13 protein-coding genes are annotated in these 14,439 nt (G+C 72.5%); 7 read left to right on the forward strand and 6 right to left on the reverse strand.

The genetic code is table 11. The features are described 5' to 3' along the window. Positions 1–192: 192 nt before the first annotated feature. Positions 193–1,056: a menaquinone biosynthetic enzyme MqnA/MqnD family protein gene (locus tag ACFY0I_RS16365; protein ID WP_388895512.1), complete on the reverse strand. Its 864-nt coding sequence runs from the start codon at positions 1,054–1,056 to the stop codon at positions 193–195. A 237-nt stretch (positions 1,057–1,293) separates the two neighbouring features. Here ACFY0I_RS16365 and ACFY0I_RS16370 point away from each other — a divergent pair, with 237 nt between their 5' ends. After that, on the forward strand, positions 1,294–1,497 hold the full coding sequence (locus ACFY0I_RS16370; protein ID WP_015610594.1) for a cold-shock protein: 204 nt from the start codon (positions 1,294–1,296) through the stop codon (positions 1,495–1,497). 187 nt (positions 1,498–1,684) lie between these two features. On the opposite strand, the gene ACFY0I_RS16375 is transcribed toward ACFY0I_RS16370, so the two are convergent. After that, complete coding sequence (locus ACFY0I_RS16375) at positions 1,685–3,454, reverse strand: lytic transglycosylase domain-containing protein (RefSeq protein WP_388895515.1); 1,770 nt, start codon at positions 3,452–3,454, stop codon at positions 1,685–1,687. A gap of 398 nt (positions 3,455–3,852) precedes the next feature. Here ACFY0I_RS16375 and ACFY0I_RS16380 point away from each other — a divergent pair, with 398 nt between their 5' ends. After that, positions 3,853–4,635 (forward strand): SDR family oxidoreductase, encoded by a 783-nt coding sequence (locus ACFY0I_RS16380; RefSeq protein ID WP_388895518.1) that lies wholly within the window; start codon positions 3,853–3,855, stop codon positions 4,633–4,635. 40 nt (positions 4,636–4,675) lie between these two features. Beyond that, a complete protein-coding gene (locus ACFY0I_RS16385) occupies positions 4,676–7,267 on the forward strand; it encodes a bifunctional FO biosynthesis protein CofGH (protein WP_388895521.1) in 2,592 nt (863 codons plus the stop codon). Positions 7,268–7,386: 119 nt separating this feature from the next. Here ACFY0I_RS16385 and ACFY0I_RS16390 read toward each other — a convergent pair whose 3' ends face one another. Then, positions 7,387–8,472: a tyrosine-protein phosphatase gene (locus ACFY0I_RS16390; RefSeq protein WP_388895524.1), complete on the reverse strand. Its 1,086-nt coding sequence runs from the start codon at positions 8,470–8,472 to the stop codon at positions 7,387–7,389. Between the two features lie 457 nt (positions 8,473–8,929). Between ACFY0I_RS16390 and ACFY0I_RS16395 the strand changes: the two genes are divergently transcribed. After that, complete coding sequence (locus ACFY0I_RS16395) at positions 8,930–10,042, forward strand: ADP-ribosylglycohydrolase family protein (protein ID WP_388895526.1); 1,113 nt, start codon at positions 8,930–8,932, stop codon at positions 10,040–10,042. Between the two features lie 97 nt (positions 10,043–10,139). Here ACFY0I_RS16395 and ACFY0I_RS16400 read toward each other — a convergent pair whose 3' ends face one another. Continuing rightward, on the reverse strand, positions 10,140–10,880 hold the full coding sequence (locus ACFY0I_RS16400) for a hypothetical protein (protein ID WP_388895529.1): 741 nt from the start codon (positions 10,878–10,880) through the stop codon (positions 10,140–10,142). A 93-nt stretch (positions 10,881–10,973) separates the two neighbouring features. On the opposite strand from ACFY0I_RS16400, the gene ACFY0I_RS16405 reads away from it, so the two are divergent. The 3 genes from ACFY0I_RS16405 (at position 10,974) to ACFY0I_RS16415 (ending at position 12,797) form a co-directional block, all read left to right on the forward strand. Continuing rightward, positions 10,974–11,834, forward strand: a complete 861-nt coding sequence (locus tag ACFY0I_RS16405; protein ID WP_388895532.1) for a TIGR03619 family F420-dependent LLM class oxidoreductase — start codon at positions 10,974–10,976, stop codon at positions 11,832–11,834. A 104-nt stretch (positions 11,835–11,938) separates the two neighbouring features. Beyond that, complete coding sequence (locus ACFY0I_RS16410; protein WP_388895535.1) at positions 11,939–12,403, forward strand: hypothetical protein; 465 nt, start codon at positions 11,939–11,941, stop codon at positions 12,401–12,403. Positions 12,404–12,551: 148 nt separating this feature from the next. Next, positions 12,552–12,797 carry a hypothetical protein gene (locus ACFY0I_RS16415; protein ID WP_388895538.1) on the forward strand — a complete coding sequence of 82 codons (246 nt, stop codon included), beginning with the start codon at positions 12,552–12,554 and terminating at the stop codon, positions 12,795–12,797. A gap of 94 nt (positions 12,798–12,891) precedes the next feature. On the opposite strand, the gene ACFY0I_RS16420 is transcribed toward ACFY0I_RS16415, so the two are convergent. Continuing rightward, positions 12,892–13,056 carry a hypothetical protein gene (locus ACFY0I_RS16420; protein WP_388895541.1) on the reverse strand — a complete coding sequence of 55 codons (165 nt, stop codon included), beginning with the start codon at positions 13,054–13,056 and terminating at the stop codon, positions 12,892–12,894. A gap of 163 nt (positions 13,057–13,219) precedes the next feature. Further along, positions 13,220–13,558, reverse strand: a complete 339-nt coding sequence (locus ACFY0I_RS16425) for a hypothetical protein (protein ID WP_388895544.1) — start codon at positions 13,556–13,558, stop codon at positions 13,220–13,222. Positions 13,559–14,439: the final 881 nt, after the last annotated feature.

Here is a 14,439-nt window from a genome sequence, read left to right on the forward strand (position 1 = left end):
ACCACCACAGCACCATAGGGCTTCGGCCCCGCCCGCGGTGGGCCGCCGGCGGGGCCGCTCCCGAACCCCCGGCAAATGCACGCATTCCGCTGCGCGGGCCCGTTTGCGGTACACGAGGGCGAATGGGGAACGAATTCCCGGGAAACCGCGCATTCACTTTCCGGAAGCGGAACGACCGCGGGGATAACCCGCTCAGTGTTCCGGAGCGGCCACTTTCAGGAGCTCCACGGCGACATCCGAGGAGTACCCGGTCGTGGGGCCCGTACGGCGCGCGAATTCACGTACGCCGGCCAGTTGTTCCGGGCCGAAACGGAAGTCGAGCGTGGTGAAGTAGCGCTCCAGCAGCTCGGCGTCGAAGGCCTCCCAGCGGGCGGCCTGCTTGGCGACCTTGGCCACCTCCGCCAGGGAGACGTCCCGGGAGGCGAGGAAGGCCTCGTGGACCTTGGCGACGACCTCCGGCTCGCGGGCCAGGTAGTCCTTGCGGGCGGCCCAGACGGCGAAGACGAACGGCAGTCCGGTCCAGTCCTTCCACATCTGCCCGAGGTCGTGGACGGCCAGCCCCAGCCGGGGCGCGTCGTGCAGCGAGGCGCGCAGCGCGGCGTCCCCGATCAGCACGGCCGCGTCGGCCTCCTGCATCATCACGCCCAGGTCAGGGGGGCAGGAGTAGTAGTCGGGCCGGACGCCGTACTGCTCGGCGAGGAGCAGTTGGGCGAGTCGTACGGAGGTCCTGGAGGTCGATCCGAGGGCGACCCGGGCGCCGTCGAGCCGCTCCAACGGGACCTGCGAAACGATCACGCAGGACATGACGGGGCCGTCGCAGCCGACCGCCAGGTCGGGGAAGGCGACGAGCTCGTCCGCGTTGCGGAGGTACTCGACGAGGGTGATGGGCGCGATGTCGAGCTCACCCCGCACGAGGCGCTCGCTGAGTTTCTCGGGGGTGTCCTTGGTCAGCTCCAGGTCCAGCAGCGTGCCGGTTCGGGCCAGTCCCCAGTAGAGGGGCAGGCAGTTCAGGAACTGGATGTGGCCGACGCGGGGCCGGCTGCGGTAGACGTCCACATCGCGAGACTAGCCCCCGGCTTCCCGTCAGCGATCGCGCGGGTCTCAAACGTCCGGGTGACGTGATCTTTCCCTCTGGTCTCCGCCGCAGGGTGCGTGCTAGGCTCGACGCAAGTTGCAGTTTGGTTTCCCTTGCAGTACGAGGCCTGCGGAGAATGTGACCCGCAGGCTTTTGTAGTTTTCAGACTTCTTAGCAGGTTCTGGAGCAGGGCGACCCTTTGGCCCATAGGAGGGCTCATGGCTACCGGAACCGTGAAGTGGTTCAACGCTGAAAAGGGCTTCGGCTTCATCGCCCAGGACGGCGGCGGCCCGGATGTCTTCGTCCACTACTCCGCGATCAACGCCTCTGGCTTCCGCTCCCTGGAGGAGAACCAGCAGGTGACCTTCGACGTCACGCAGGGTCCGAAGGGCCCGCAGGCGGAGAACGTTATCCCGGCCTAGTCGCCTGGCCGACCGGATCGCGGTTGGATTAAGCAGTACCCAAGGAGCCCTGCCTCCTCCGTGCGAGCGGAGGTGGCGGGGCTCCTGCCTTTGCCCCGGCCGACGGGGCGGGGCGAAAGGCCGCCGGCCGGTCACCGTTCCCACGGTGACCGGCCGGCGGCCTTCTGTGCGTTCGGGCGCGCCCGGATCAGGCCTTGGGGGCCGTGCCGGAGGTCACCGGGGCGGGGTTGGTGCCCGTCGCCGGCGGGGTCTGCGGCGGGGTCTGCGGTGTGGTCTCCGCCTTGGCGACGATCTTGATCTCCAGGATCAGGAAGGTCTTCTCGGGGGTGATCAGGCGCAGGTGGTAGGTGCCCGGGGCCACGTCCGTGGTGACGAGGTCCGGCAGGACGGTCTTGCCGTCGGCGCCGGTCCTGGGCAGCTCCAGGGTGAACAGCTTCTTGCCGGCCTCGCCCGCGAAGTACGGGCCCGTCGCCTTCTCCGGGTCGACCGGGACCCAGACGCCCGCTTCCTTCGTGACCAGGCCCGCGGTGAGCTGCGTACCGGCGACGGGCTTGTCCCCGACGGTGGTGAGGAACTGCACGCCCTTCACGGCGGTGCCGGTCACGACCTGGACCGGGGCCGTGCCGCCGACGCGGGACAGCACGAGGGGCTTGGCGGTGACCTTGCCGTCCAGGGCCAGGGTCAGCTGGGTCTTGGCGTCGTAGGCCGTCACGCGGAGGGTGAAGGTGCCCGCCTTCGGACCCGCCGTCAGCTTCGGGGCGGTGGCGATGCCCTGGTCGTCCGTGCGGACGACCACGCTGGACTCGTTCAGCGGGGAGAAGCGGGTGCCGCCGGTGGTGTCCGCCTCGACGGCGATGACGACGGCCTGGCCCACGGCCGGCTTGCCGTCACCGAGCAGCGCCTTGAACCGGGTGCCCTCGCCGAAGACGCTCCCGGTCTCGGCCTCCAGCTTCGCCTCGCCCGCCTTCTCCAGCTTGGCGAGCGTGGCCGGCGCCGGGGTCGGCTTCGTCGGTTCGGTCGGCTTCGTCGGCTCGGTCGGCTTCGTCGGCTCGGTGGGCTTCGTCGGAGTCGTGGGCGTCGTGGGCGTGGTCGGCGTCGTGGGCCCGGTGGGGGTCGTCGGCGTCGTCGGGAACGTGGGCCGCGGGGTGGGCAGCGTGCCCGTCACCGGCAGGGTCGGGTAGTTCCCGGCGGGCGGGTTCGGTACCCCGGCGGCGCCGTTCTGGTACTGCCGCATGTAGCCGAGGACGTTGTTCACGTACTCGCGGGAGTTGTTGTAGCTGAGGATCGCCTTGTCGAGCTTGGCCGGGTCCGAGAGGTCCCGGTCGCCCGCGCACAGGTAGAGGCCCGCGCCCAGCGCCGCGTCGTAGATGTTGTTCGCGTCGCGCTTGCCGTCGGCGTTGCCGTCGGCCTTCCAGTCCTTCCAGGTGGACGGGATGAACTGCATCGGGCCGAAGGCGCGGTCGTACTCGGTGTCCGCGTCCCACTCGCCCTGATCGGTGTCCCTGATCGACGCGAAGCCGTTGCCGTCGAGGCGCGGGCCGCGGATCGGCTTCTCCGTGGACCCGTCGGACTTGAGCCCGTAGCCGGAGGCGTGCACGGACTCGATGCGGCCGATGCCCGCGAGCAGTTCCCACGGCAGCTTGCAGTTGGGCAGGGCGGCGCCGACCGACACCGCGGCGCGCTGGTAGGCGTCGAGGGCGGTCGCGGGTATGCCGCCGGCCCCCTCGGGAGCGTTCGCCCCGGGCGGCGGCGTCGGATCGGCGAGGGCGGGCGGCAGGTCGAGCCGCGCGTCACCACGATCGGTGGCCTGCGGGCTGTCCGGCGTCGGTTCGGACTCCCCCGCGCCTGCGGTCGACGGATTGGTCACGACCGCGGCGGTGGTCAGGCTGGCCGCGAGGGCGGCCGTGCACAGGACCTTGCGCGAGGTGTTGACTACATGACGGTGAAGCGGCTTCACAGTGCGGCGATCCCCCCAAGACGGCCGGCCATGGGTAGCGGCCGGTCGAGCCGTGATTCTTCTGTCTATCAGGTATTCCGACGCGACTCGCCGTCACCCCGGTAGATATGACGCACCATTCGTCTCACCTTCACCGCCCTGTGGCCCAGGACGTCCAGAGCGAGCCGCCCTGAGCCGCCCGGCCGGCCCTGCGGGACGCACCATCCCTGCCGGTAACGCCCCGATGCCCCGTTCCGGCACGGCTGGAGCCCCTTTGACCCGCTTGCCGGGCCGCGGCCGACGGCCGGTACGGGCGGCGCCCCCGGACCGCCGGCGCCCCGCGTCGGCGCACCTTCCCATCCACGCCCCCGCACCCTACCCTGACGGCCCGTCAGATCGAGCCGTCAGGGAGCGCCGCCATGCTGTTGCGAGGGAAGACCGTCATCGTCTCCGGCGTCGGGGCCGGGCTCGGCCACCAAGTGGCCGCGGCCGTCGTGCGCGACGGCGGGAACGCCGTGCTGGGAGCGAGGACCGAGGCGAACCTGGCCAAGTCCGCAGCCGAGATCGACCCCGACGGACGGCACACCGCCCTCCTGCCCACCGACATCACCGACGAGGCGCAGTGCGAGGCGCTCGTCGCGCTGGCCCGCCGGCGCTTCGGCGGCGTGGACGCCGTGGTGCACGTCGCCGCCTGGGACTCGTACTTCGGGGGCCTGGCGGACGCCGACTTCGGCACCTGGCAGCAGATCCTCGACGTGAACCTCCTCGGCACCCTGCGGATGACCCGGGCCTGCCTGCCCGCGCTGAAGGAGAACGGCGGTTCCGTCGTCATCATCGGCACCCAGTCCGCCGTCGCCGCGCCCAACGAGGTGCAGCAGGCCGCGTACGCCGCGTCCAAGGGCGCGCTGACCTCCGCGATGTACTCGATGGCCCGCGAGCTCGGCCCGCACCGGATCCGGGTCAACACCGTACTTCCCGGCTGGATGTGGGGACCGCCCGTCCAGGCGTTCGTCACCTTCACCGCCCACACCGAAGGGGTTCCCGAGGCCGAGGTCCACGCGCGGCTCACCGAGCGGATGGCGCTGCCCGACCTGGCCACCGACGGGGACGTCGCCGACGCCGCCGCGTTCCTGGCCTCCGACCGGGCCCGGGCGATAACCGGCCAGTCACTGCTGGTCAACGCCGGTGAACTGATGCGATGACGCCCTTCGTGCATCTACCACCGGATCGTATGCTCGCCCCATGACCACTCCGAGTGACGCTCCGACCGACAACGCGATGCGGCGCGCGCTGCGGCGGGCCCGCGACGGCGTCGCGCTGGACGCGACCGAGGCAGCCGTACTCCTGCGGGCGCGCGGCGAGGCCCTGAAGGACCTCGCCGGCTCCGCCGCCCGGGTCCGGGACGCCGGGCTCGCGGCCGCCGGCCGGCCCGGCGTCATCACGTACTCGCGCAAGGTGTTCATCCCCCTCACCCGCCTCTGCCGCGACAAGTGCCACTACTGCACCTTCGTCACCGTGCCCGGCAAGCTCCGCCGCGCCGGCCACGGCATGTACCTGTCGCCCGACGAGGTCCTCGACATCGCCCGCCAAGGCGCGGCGATGGGCTGCAAGGAAGCCCTCTTCACGCTCGGCGACCGCCCCGAGGACCGCTGGCCCGAGGCCCGCGAGTGGCTCGACGCGCACGGCTACGACGACACCCTCGCCTACGTGCGCGCGATGGCGATCCGGGTCCTGGAGGAGACGGGCCTGCTGCCCCACCTCAATCCCGGCGTCATGACCTGGTCCGAGCTCCAGCGCCTCAAGCCCGTCGCCCCGTCGATGGGCATGATGCTGGAGACCACCGCCGGTCGGCTGTGGTCCGAGCCCGGCGGCCCGCACCACGGCTCCCCCGACAAGGACCCGGCCGTGCGGCTGCGGGTCCTTGAGGACGCCGGCCGCTCCAACGTCCCCTTCACCACCGGTGTCCTGATCGGCATCGGGGAGACGTACGAGGAGCGTGCCGAGGCCTTCTTCGAGCTGCGCCGGATCCAGCGCAGCTACCAGGGCCTCCAGGAGGTCATCGTCCAGAACTTCCGCGCCAAGCCGGACACCGCGATGCGCGGCATGCCCGACGCGGAGCTGGAGGAGCTGGCCGCCGCCATCGCCGTCGCCCGGCACATCCTGGGCCCCGGCGCCCGCATCCAGGCCCCGCCGAACCTGGTGGACGCCGAGTACGCGCTGCTCATCGGCGCGGGCATCGACGACTGGGGCGGGGTGTCCCCCCTGACCCCCGACCACGTGAACCCCGAGCGGCCCTGGCCGCACATCGAGGAACTGGCCGCCCGGACGGCCGCCGCCGGCTTCGAGCTCCGCGAACGCCTCACCATCTACCCGGAGTTCCTGCGGCGCGGCGAGCCCTGGCTGGACCCCCGGCTGCTGCCGCACGTCCGCGCCCTGGCCGATCCGGACACGGGCATGGCGAACGAGTCCGCGAAGGTCGAGGGGCGCCCCTGGCAGGAGCCCGACGAGGGCTTCGCCGCGTACGGGCGCACCGACCTGCACGCCACCATCGACACCGAGGGCCGCACCGGCGACCGCCGCGAGGACTTCGACCACGTCTACGGCGACTGGGACGCGCTGCGCGAGGCCGCCGCCCCCGGCATGGTGCCCGAGCGCATCGACACCGACGTACGGGCCGCGCTCGCGCAGGCCGCCGACGACCCCACCGCGCTGACCGACGCGCAGGCCCTGGCCCTGCTGCACGCGGACGGCCCCGCCCTGGACGCCCTGTGCCGGGTCGCGGACGACCTGCGCAAGTCGGTGGTGGGCGAGGAGGTCACGTACGTCGTCACCCGGAACATCAACTTCACCAACGTCTGTTACACCGGCTGCCGTTTCTGCGCCTTCGCGCAGCGCCGCACGGACGCCGACGCCTACACCCTGTCCCTGGACCAGGTCGCCGACCGCGCCGCCCAGGCGTGGGACGTGGGCGCGGTCGAGGTGTGCATGCAGGGCGGCATCCACCCCGACCTGCCCGGTACCGCCTACTTCGACATCGCGCGCGCGGTGAAGGAACGCGTCCCCGGCATGCACGTGCACGCCTTCTCCCCGATGGAGGTGGAGAACGGCGCCACCCGCACGGGCATGTCCGTACGGGACTGGCTGACGGCCGCCAAGGAGGCCGGGCTGGACTCCATCCCGGGCACGGCGGCGGAGATCCTGGACGACGAGGTCCGCTGGGTCCTCACCAAGGGCAAGCTGCCGACGGCCGACTGGATCGACGTCATCTCCACGGCGCACGAGCTGGGCATCCGCTCCTCCTCCACGATGATGTACGGCCACGTCGACCAGCCCCGGCACTGGCTCGGCCACTTCCGGACGCTGGTGCGGATCCAGCAGGCGGCCCTGTCCAAGGGCGTGGAGGGCTTCACCGAGTTCGTGACGCTGCCCTTCATCCACACCAACGCACCCGTCTACCTGGCCGGCATCGCCCGGCCCGGCCCGACCGTCCGCGACAACCGGGCGGTCACGGCGATGGCCCGGCTGCTGCTCCACCCGCACATCACCAACATCCAGACGAGTTGGGTGAAGCTGGGCGCGGACGGCGCGGCCGAGATGCTCCGCTCCGGCGCCAACGACCTGGGCGGGACGCTGATGGAGGAGACCATCTCCCGGATGGCCGGATCCGGTTACGGCTCGTACAAGTCGGTCCGGGACCTGATCGCCGTCGCGGAGGCGGCGGGCCGGCCGGCGAAGGCCCGTACGACCCTCTACGGGGAGGTGCCGCAGGAGCGGCAGGACGCGGCCCGCGCCTCGGACGGCCACCTGCCGGACCTGCTGCCGGTACTGGACTGACAGGTCGTACGGGCTGAGCGGTCGTACGGGCTGACCGGTCGTACGGGCTGACCGGTCGTACGCGTGAAGGAGCCCGGCCGTGGCCGGCCGGGCTCCGTTCGCGTGCCCGCCGGGCGGGATCAGCCGATGAGAAGGTCCTCGCGGAGCTCACGGAGCTCGCGGGAGTCGATGCCGAGGCCGTCCTTCAGGTAGCGGTCGAAGGTGCCGTACTTCGCCTTGACCTCGTCGTAGCCCGCGTTCAGGTACTCGGGGCGGACGTCGAGGAGCGGCTTGTAGACGGCGGCCTGCTGGGGCGGCAGGTGGGAGAGGATCGCGTCGTTGGCGGCCTTGCGGTAGTCGTTGCTGGCCAGGTAGTCGGCCTCGACGGTCGCGCGGGGGACGCCGAGGGCGGTCAGCAGCGCGGCGTTCGCCCAGCCCGTACGGTCCTTGCCGGCGGTGCAGTGGAAGAGGACGGAGCGGCTGCGGTCGTTCCGGATGCCCTCGAAGACCTGGGTGTAGGCCTTCTTGCCGCCCTCCGCGCCGACCATGTTCCGCTCGGCGTCGATCATGGCCTTGACGGCCTCGTCGGGGGTCCGGGGCAGGGCCTGGAAGGAGCCGGAGCCGGCGAAGACGTCCGCGACGACGTACGTGGCGCCGGCCGGGACCTTGTCGGCGTCCTTGGTGCGCTCGTCCTCCATGCGCAGGTCGAAGACGGTCTTCACGCGCAGCCGCTGGAGCTTGGCGAGGTCGTTGGCGGTGAGCTTGTTGAGGGCGTCGGAGCGGTAGATCTCGCCCATCCTGACCCACTGGCCGTTGGTGGTGCGGTAGCCGCCCGCGTCACGGAAGTTGGCGGTGCCCTCCAGCGCGATCAGACGGTCGGCGAGGCGCAGGCCCTGGCCGCGCTCCGGCTTGAAGTCGAACCACTGGCGGTCCGCGGCGGGCAGGCCCTCGACCACGGCCCGACCCTGGGCGCCGCCCTTGGCGACGACCTTGCCGTTCGCCTTGATCTCGACGCGCTTGGTGCCCTTGGCGTTCCACTTCAGGGTGAACGAGCCGTTGCCGGAGGCGGTGACGGTGGCCTCGGTGAAGGGGATGTCGGAACGGCCGCCGTGGTGGCCGTTGTTCCAGGGGAGGTCCCAGCCGGAGGCCGAGGCGGAGGGGATCACGACCAGGGAGGCGGTGAGCGCGGAGGCGACGACGGTCGCGGCGAGGAGTGCCTTCTTCATGCCCCGAGGCTGTGGGCCGTCGGAGAACGCCGCGTGAACGAGGCGTGGCCGGAAACAGCCGCCCCGAAGGCGAGTGGCAAAACGTGCCAGATGATGGGGTGACGGCTGGAACTGTTCGCATTCCGGCCGTTCTCCGGTCACTTAAGGGCGTCGCGACGGACTCCTTCCGGATTTGACCGAACCTGTCCACTACAGTCACGCCAAAGCCTGGGGGGCAACAACCATGGACACTGCCATGTCAAGAACTGCGGCATCGGCGCCTGCGGGGGCGGCGCCGGAGCCCACGACGACCGACAACGGCACGGAGGCGGCACCGGGCGCCCCGGGCGCACCGGGGACGTCCACCGCGCCGGGGACGTCCACCGCGCCGGGCTCATCGGGCGCAACGGGCGCATCAAGCGCATCGGCGGGGACCCCGCCCGTCGCCGCGGGCCCGGGGCCCGCCACGTCCGCCGCGGTGGCCACCGCCCTGTGGGGCCGCACCGAACAGCAGGACTTCCGCAGCCGGGTGCGCGGCACCCTCCTCGGCACCGCCATCGGCGACGCCCTCGGCGCACCCGTCGCCGGCCTCTCCCTGAGCGGCATCCGCGAGACCCACGGCTTGGCCGGCCTGACCGAACCGGCCCCCGCCCACGGCCGCCGAGGCACCGTCACCGCCTCCACGCAGCTCACCCTGTTCACCGTCGACGGCCTGATCCGGGCCCACGTACGCCGCGACACCGGCGGCTGGCACCCGCCGACCGACGTCCACCGCGCCTACCTGCGCTGGGCCGCCACCCAGCACGACTGGGGCCCGGACGAACGGCGCAAGGACAACGGCTGGCTCGCCGGCGAGGAATGGCTCTACGCCCGCCGCGGCCCGGACCGCGCCTGCCTCACCGGCTTCGCCGACGACGTCCTCGGCACCCTGGAACAGCCGAAGAACCCCACCGCGCGCGACGCCGCCGCGACCGTCCGCTCCGCCCCCTTCGGCCTGCTCGTCGGCTGGGAACCCGCCCTCGTCCTGCAACTCGCCGTCGAATGCGCCACCCAGAGCCACGGCCACCCCACCGCGTACCTCTCCGCCGGCGCCCTCGCCGTCATCGTCCACGGCCTGACCCGCGGCGAAACCCTCGACGCCGCCATCCAGCGGGCCCTCGGCCTGCTCGGCACCCGCCCCGGGCACCAGCCGGTGACCGACGCCCTGCAACGGGCCGTCGCCGCCGTCACCCTCCAGGCACCGAGCCCCAAGGCCGTCGAATCCCTCTCCCCGGGCGACGGCCGTGACGCCGAGGACGCCCTCGCCGTCGCCGTGTACTGCGCCCTCGTCGCCGAGGACGTCCCGCACGGGCTGCGCCTGGCCGTCAACCACGGCGGCGACTCCACCGCCACCGGCGCCCTGTGCGGAGCCCTGCTCGGCGCCCTCCACGGCGAGACGGCCCTGCCGCCCGCCTGGCTCGCCGACCTGGAGGGCCGCGCCACGATCCTGGAACTCGCCGACGACTTCGCCCTCGAAATGACCCAGGGCCCGGCCCTCCACGGCCCCTCGGCCTCCGCCCCGGGCTGGCTGGCCCGCTACCCGCGCGCCTGACGGGTCCACGGGCGGGGGTCGCCCTTACCCCGGTGCGGGTCGGGCGCCGCACGCCGCCGACCGCCCGCGCCGCCCCGCCCCGTCCTGCTCCGGCGACCTACGCCACGCGGGGGCGGATCCACAACGCCCGTGCGTACGCGTACGGTTCGCCGTCCGGGGCGGCCAGGGCGGTACCCACCTCGCACTTGCGCCCGTCCACGCCGAGCAGCCAGGCGTACGAGATCAGCCCCTCCCCCGTCACCGGCACGGGCCGCAGCAGCCGGGCCGTCAGCGAGGCCGTGACGGCGCCCCCGGGACCGTCCGCGAGCAGCCGGCCGGCCGCGTTGCCCGGGCAGTCCAGCGCGCCCCACACCAGCTCGGTCGGCAACGTCCCGTCCGGCGAGACGAGTTCGGGGCCCGGCGTCCAGGCCGCGGCGACGAGGTCCCGGCCCGGCACCCGCCCGCAGTGCAGCCGCAGCCCCGTCGCCGGGGTCCGGCCGAGACCGCAGCCGAAGCAGTCGACCTGCTCGTCCGGCGGGTCCGCCCGATAGGCGTCGGCGGCCTTCACGGCCTCCGCCAGGGCGGGCGCCGCGGGAAGCTCCCCGACCGGCGCCGCGACCGCCGCGGCGGCGGCGAGCAGCACCCCGTCCCCGTCCAGCAGGGACACCCCGTCGGGACCCGGCCCGGGCCGCACGGGCGTCCCCGTCGGCACGGGCCGCCGGAAGTCCACCCGTACCGCCCCGCCCCCGGCCGGGGCCGGCATCCGCGCGGCCAGCAGCCCGGCCACGTAGCCGCCGAACGCCACCCCCGGGTATCCGTGCAACGCCTCCGGCACCGTGATCGTCTCCGCGTCCTTCACGCCATCCACCTCTCCATGCCGTCGTGTGGGCCTGCCGGCCTCGTCCGCGAGGCCTTACCGTGTCCCTCCCACGTCTCGGAGGTGCACGCGCCCATGCGGATCGCCACGACCATCTTCCTCACCGACCTGACCATCTCCCCCACCCGCCTGGCCCGTTCCCTCGAAGAGCGCGGCTTCTCCGGCCTGTACCTCCCCGAGCACACCCACATCCCCGTCAGCCGCGCCACGCCCGCCCCGATGGGCGGCGACCTGCCCGAGCAGTACGGACGCACCCTCGACCCGTTCGTCGCCCTCGGCCAGGCCGCGGCCGTCACCGAACGGCTGCACCTCGGCACCGGCATCACCCTCGTCGCCCAACACGACCCGATCGGCCTCGCCAAGCAGGTGGCCACCCTCGACCACCTCAGCGGCGGCCGCGTCACCCTGGGCATCGGCTACGGCTGGAACGTCGAGGAGGCCGCCGACCACGGGGTCGACTGGCCCACCCGCCGCGAACGCGTCCGCGACCACATGGCCCTGATGCGCGCCCTGTGGGCCCCGCGACCGACCGCCCACGAGGGCCCGTACGGCTCCGTCCGGGCGAGCTCCGCCCACCCCAAGCCGGTCCAGGCCCCGCGTGAACTCGGCGCCGGAAAGCCCCTGTACGGGCCTCGGACCCTGATCGGCGGGTCGGCCGGCCCGAAGCTGTTCTCGGCGATCGTCGACCACTCCGACGGCTGGCTCCCCATCGGCGGCCGCGGCCTGACCGAGTCCCTGCCGGTCCTGCGGCAGGCCTGGGAGGCGGCGGGCCGCGACCCCAAGACCCTCCAGGTGGTCCCGTACGCGGTCCAGCCCAGCCCGGGCAAGCTGGCCCACTACGCCGAGCTGGGCATCGAGGAGGTCGTCCTCCAACTCCCGTCGGCGCGCGAGGCGGAGATCCTCCGCACCCTGGACGGCTTCGCCCCATACCTGTGACACGCCGCCCCCGGCGCGGTTCCGACCGTCCCCCGAACGGCTGGTAGTTTGGCGCGTTCCGCCGATCGACTCCGTTCAACTCGCCTTATCTGGGGGACTCACCCGTGCTCGACCACCTGCGCCTCTCCGCCGTCGCCGTCACCGCCGCGGTGGCCGTCCTGACCCTTACCGGCTGCGGCAGCGAGGACTCCCCGGCCGCCGACAAGCCCTCCGGCGGCGTCTCGTCGACCCCGGCGCCCGGCACCCCGGCGCCGGGCGGCGACACCAAGGGCGGCAGCCTGGAGGGCGGCTGGATCGCCATGTCCAACCCGGGCAAGGGCGTCATCCTGACCGTCAAGGGCCAGATCGCGTTCGTCGTCGAGGCCGCCACCGGCCTCACCTGTGAGGGCACCACCAACGGCAAGACCATCGACCTGAAGTGCCCGGCCGGCGCCCAACGCTCGAAGGGCAAGGTCGACTCCGTGGACGCCAGCACCCTGAAGGTCACCTGGGAGGGCGCGGCCGGCACCGACACCTTCCAGAAGAGCGAGCCGGGCAAGCTCCCGTCCCTCCCCGCCCTCCCGAAGTAGCCGCCGGGGGTTGGTGGGGGGCGGCCGTAGTGGGGCCGCAATGGCCGCCAGTGCGGGCCTCGGACGTGACCGGGCGGGCCTCGGACGTGACCGGGCGGGTCCGGCGACGAATCGGACCCGCCCTCCGACGACACCGACCGGGGGGATCATGCCGGGGCAGCACAGACGCAGGGAACGGGCCCGTCGGCGGACCGAGGCGTGGAGCGCCGCGCACACGGCGGGCCGCTGGAACCACGTCTTCTCGACGGAGGATCCCGCAGAACTGCGCACCTACCTCGACGCACTCACCCGGTCCGGCGCCGCCCGCGCCGAGGACGTCCGCGTGGACCACCCGTGCGGGCGCCTGATCCACGCGACGCGGTACGAGGTCAGTGTGTGGACACCCGAGCCGTAGCGGCGCGGTCGTACCCGACCGGCCGCACGGCGGGGGCCGACCCCTTTGAGGGGCCGGCCCCCGCCGCACGAAGTGGGGGTGATCCCGCCTGGCGTCAGCTTCCGCTGCGACGGAACCCACGACGCGGCGCCGGCACGGTATTCAAACGCCGCGCGCCTGCGTTGCGGGGCAGCGGATTGCGCTTCACGGGCGCGGCAGGAGCAGCCGCCAGGAGCGCGATGAGAGCAACGACCGCGAGGAGGATGAGCGCGGTAGCCATGGTCATCTCCTTCTCTTTCGCCGGGTACTGAGTGCACGTCACTACCAAGTGTTACCGGATGGGGACACCTTAAACACGAGGGGTAGTCGAGGGCTGCTGCACCGGCTGTCGCTCGACCATCAAATACCGCACGGTGATCGGTTGTTGCGCAGGTCAGGTCAGGTCAGGGAGGCGGCACCGGACCGGGCGGCGACACACCGAAGGCGGGACGCCAAAAACGCCCGCCGGGCAGAGCCTGACGGGCGCCGAGGAAGTAGTCGGCGTCACGCTCGAACCGGACACCCGGCACGACACGCCGCACATACGCCCATATCCCGGGCGCCACGCGGTACTCACCCGCGACCATCCACGGATCGTCACCCAGCACGAAGAGGTGCCTGATCGCCAGGAACTGCCCGCGCGAGAGGCAAACGGACTCCACCAGCTCCTCGTCGGCGCCACCGAAGCCGGTCAGATCCCAGGCCAGGTTGTAGCCGTCGGCGAATGGATAGTCGCTGCTCACCGCCTCAAGCTAGGCGCCCCCCAAGCCCACCCGCACCTGCTTTTCGGGCGGTGGGGGTGGGGGTGGGGGGTAGGGCTCGGCAGGGTCGGTGCTGCTGGGCGGGGTCGGGGGTGGTCGGGGTGCCCGTGATCCGGATCAGGGAGGGTTTGGTGGTTTCCCGCCGGTCTCATCGTCTCTCCGCGTCGGGCCGGTCCCTCAAGGGCGCTCCCTTCGGTCGCGTCGCTTCGCGATGGCCTTCGGCCACCCTTGACCGACCGACCCGCCACGAAAATCCGAAGACCGACGGGAACCCCCCAAAAGAACGGTCACGGGGGACGGATGAGCAGGAGCGGGTCCCTCAGTGACGAGGCGAGGGGCCGGGCGCCGGCCGACAGGGCATACGGGCACGTCACAGCACCTCTCCACACCCGGCAGACGACCAAAGGCCCCTACCCGCTCGTCAGGACGACGACATCAACCGGGATTGCGGGTAGCCGGGAAAGCGCATCGGATCGCTACGAACTTCGCTCGGCTCAGCGACTGACCACCGGCCGTGGCTGGACATAAGCCGCACCAGCCAAGTTCATGGCCGAGGCCGTCTCGGCGACTGACCACCGGCCGTGGTCCGACCAGCAGATCGCCAGACGGGCGCCTGGTTTGTGTCGTCGAGTGGCAGGCGCACGCCGTGGGCCACCACGGACGGTAGGGGCGGCTTATGTCCGGCCACGGACGGTCGTCGGACGCTTGACCGAGCGACGGGACACGGCGAACCGGCGCGTGTCCCCGCCTCCCTGCACTCCAGGTTGATGTCGTCGTCCTGACGGGCGGGTAGGGCCCTTGGCCTCGCCCGTGACCCGGCCGTAGGCCCTCCGGGCGTGCCCGTATGCCCTGCCGGCCGACGC

It is taken from the genome of Streptomyces sp. NPDC001568 (assembly GCF_042893755.1).
GTDB lineage: Bacteria > Actinomycetota > Actinomycetes > Streptomycetales > Streptomycetaceae > Streptomyces.

Coding starts and splice junctions, on each gene's coding strand:
- ACFY0I_RS16390 (WP_388895524.1), bottom strand. CDS start 8,472: ATGAAGAAGGCACTCCTCGCCGCGACCGTCGTCGCCTCCGCGCTCACC.
- ACFY0I_RS16370 (WP_015610594.1), top strand. CDS start 1,294: ATGGCTACCGGAACCGTGAAGTGGTTCAACGCTGAAAAGGGCTTCGGC.
- ACFY0I_RS16415 (WP_388895538.1), top strand. CDS start 12,552: ATGCCGGGGCAGCACAGACGCAGGGAACGGGCCCGTCGGCGGACCGAG.
- ACFY0I_RS16405 (WP_388895532.1), top strand. CDS start 10,974: ATGCGGATCGCCACGACCATCTTCCTCACCGACCTGACCATCTCCCCC.
- ACFY0I_RS16420 (WP_388895541.1), bottom strand. CDS start 13,056: ATGGCTACCGCGCTCATCCTCCTCGCGGTCGTTGCTCTCATCGCGCTC.
- ACFY0I_RS16385 (WP_388895521.1), top strand. CDS start 4,676: ATGACCACTCCGAGTGACGCTCCGACCGACAACGCGATGCGGCGCGCG.
- ACFY0I_RS16380 (WP_388895518.1), top strand. CDS start 3,853: ATGCTGTTGCGAGGGAAGACCGTCATCGTCTCCGGCGTCGGGGCCGGG.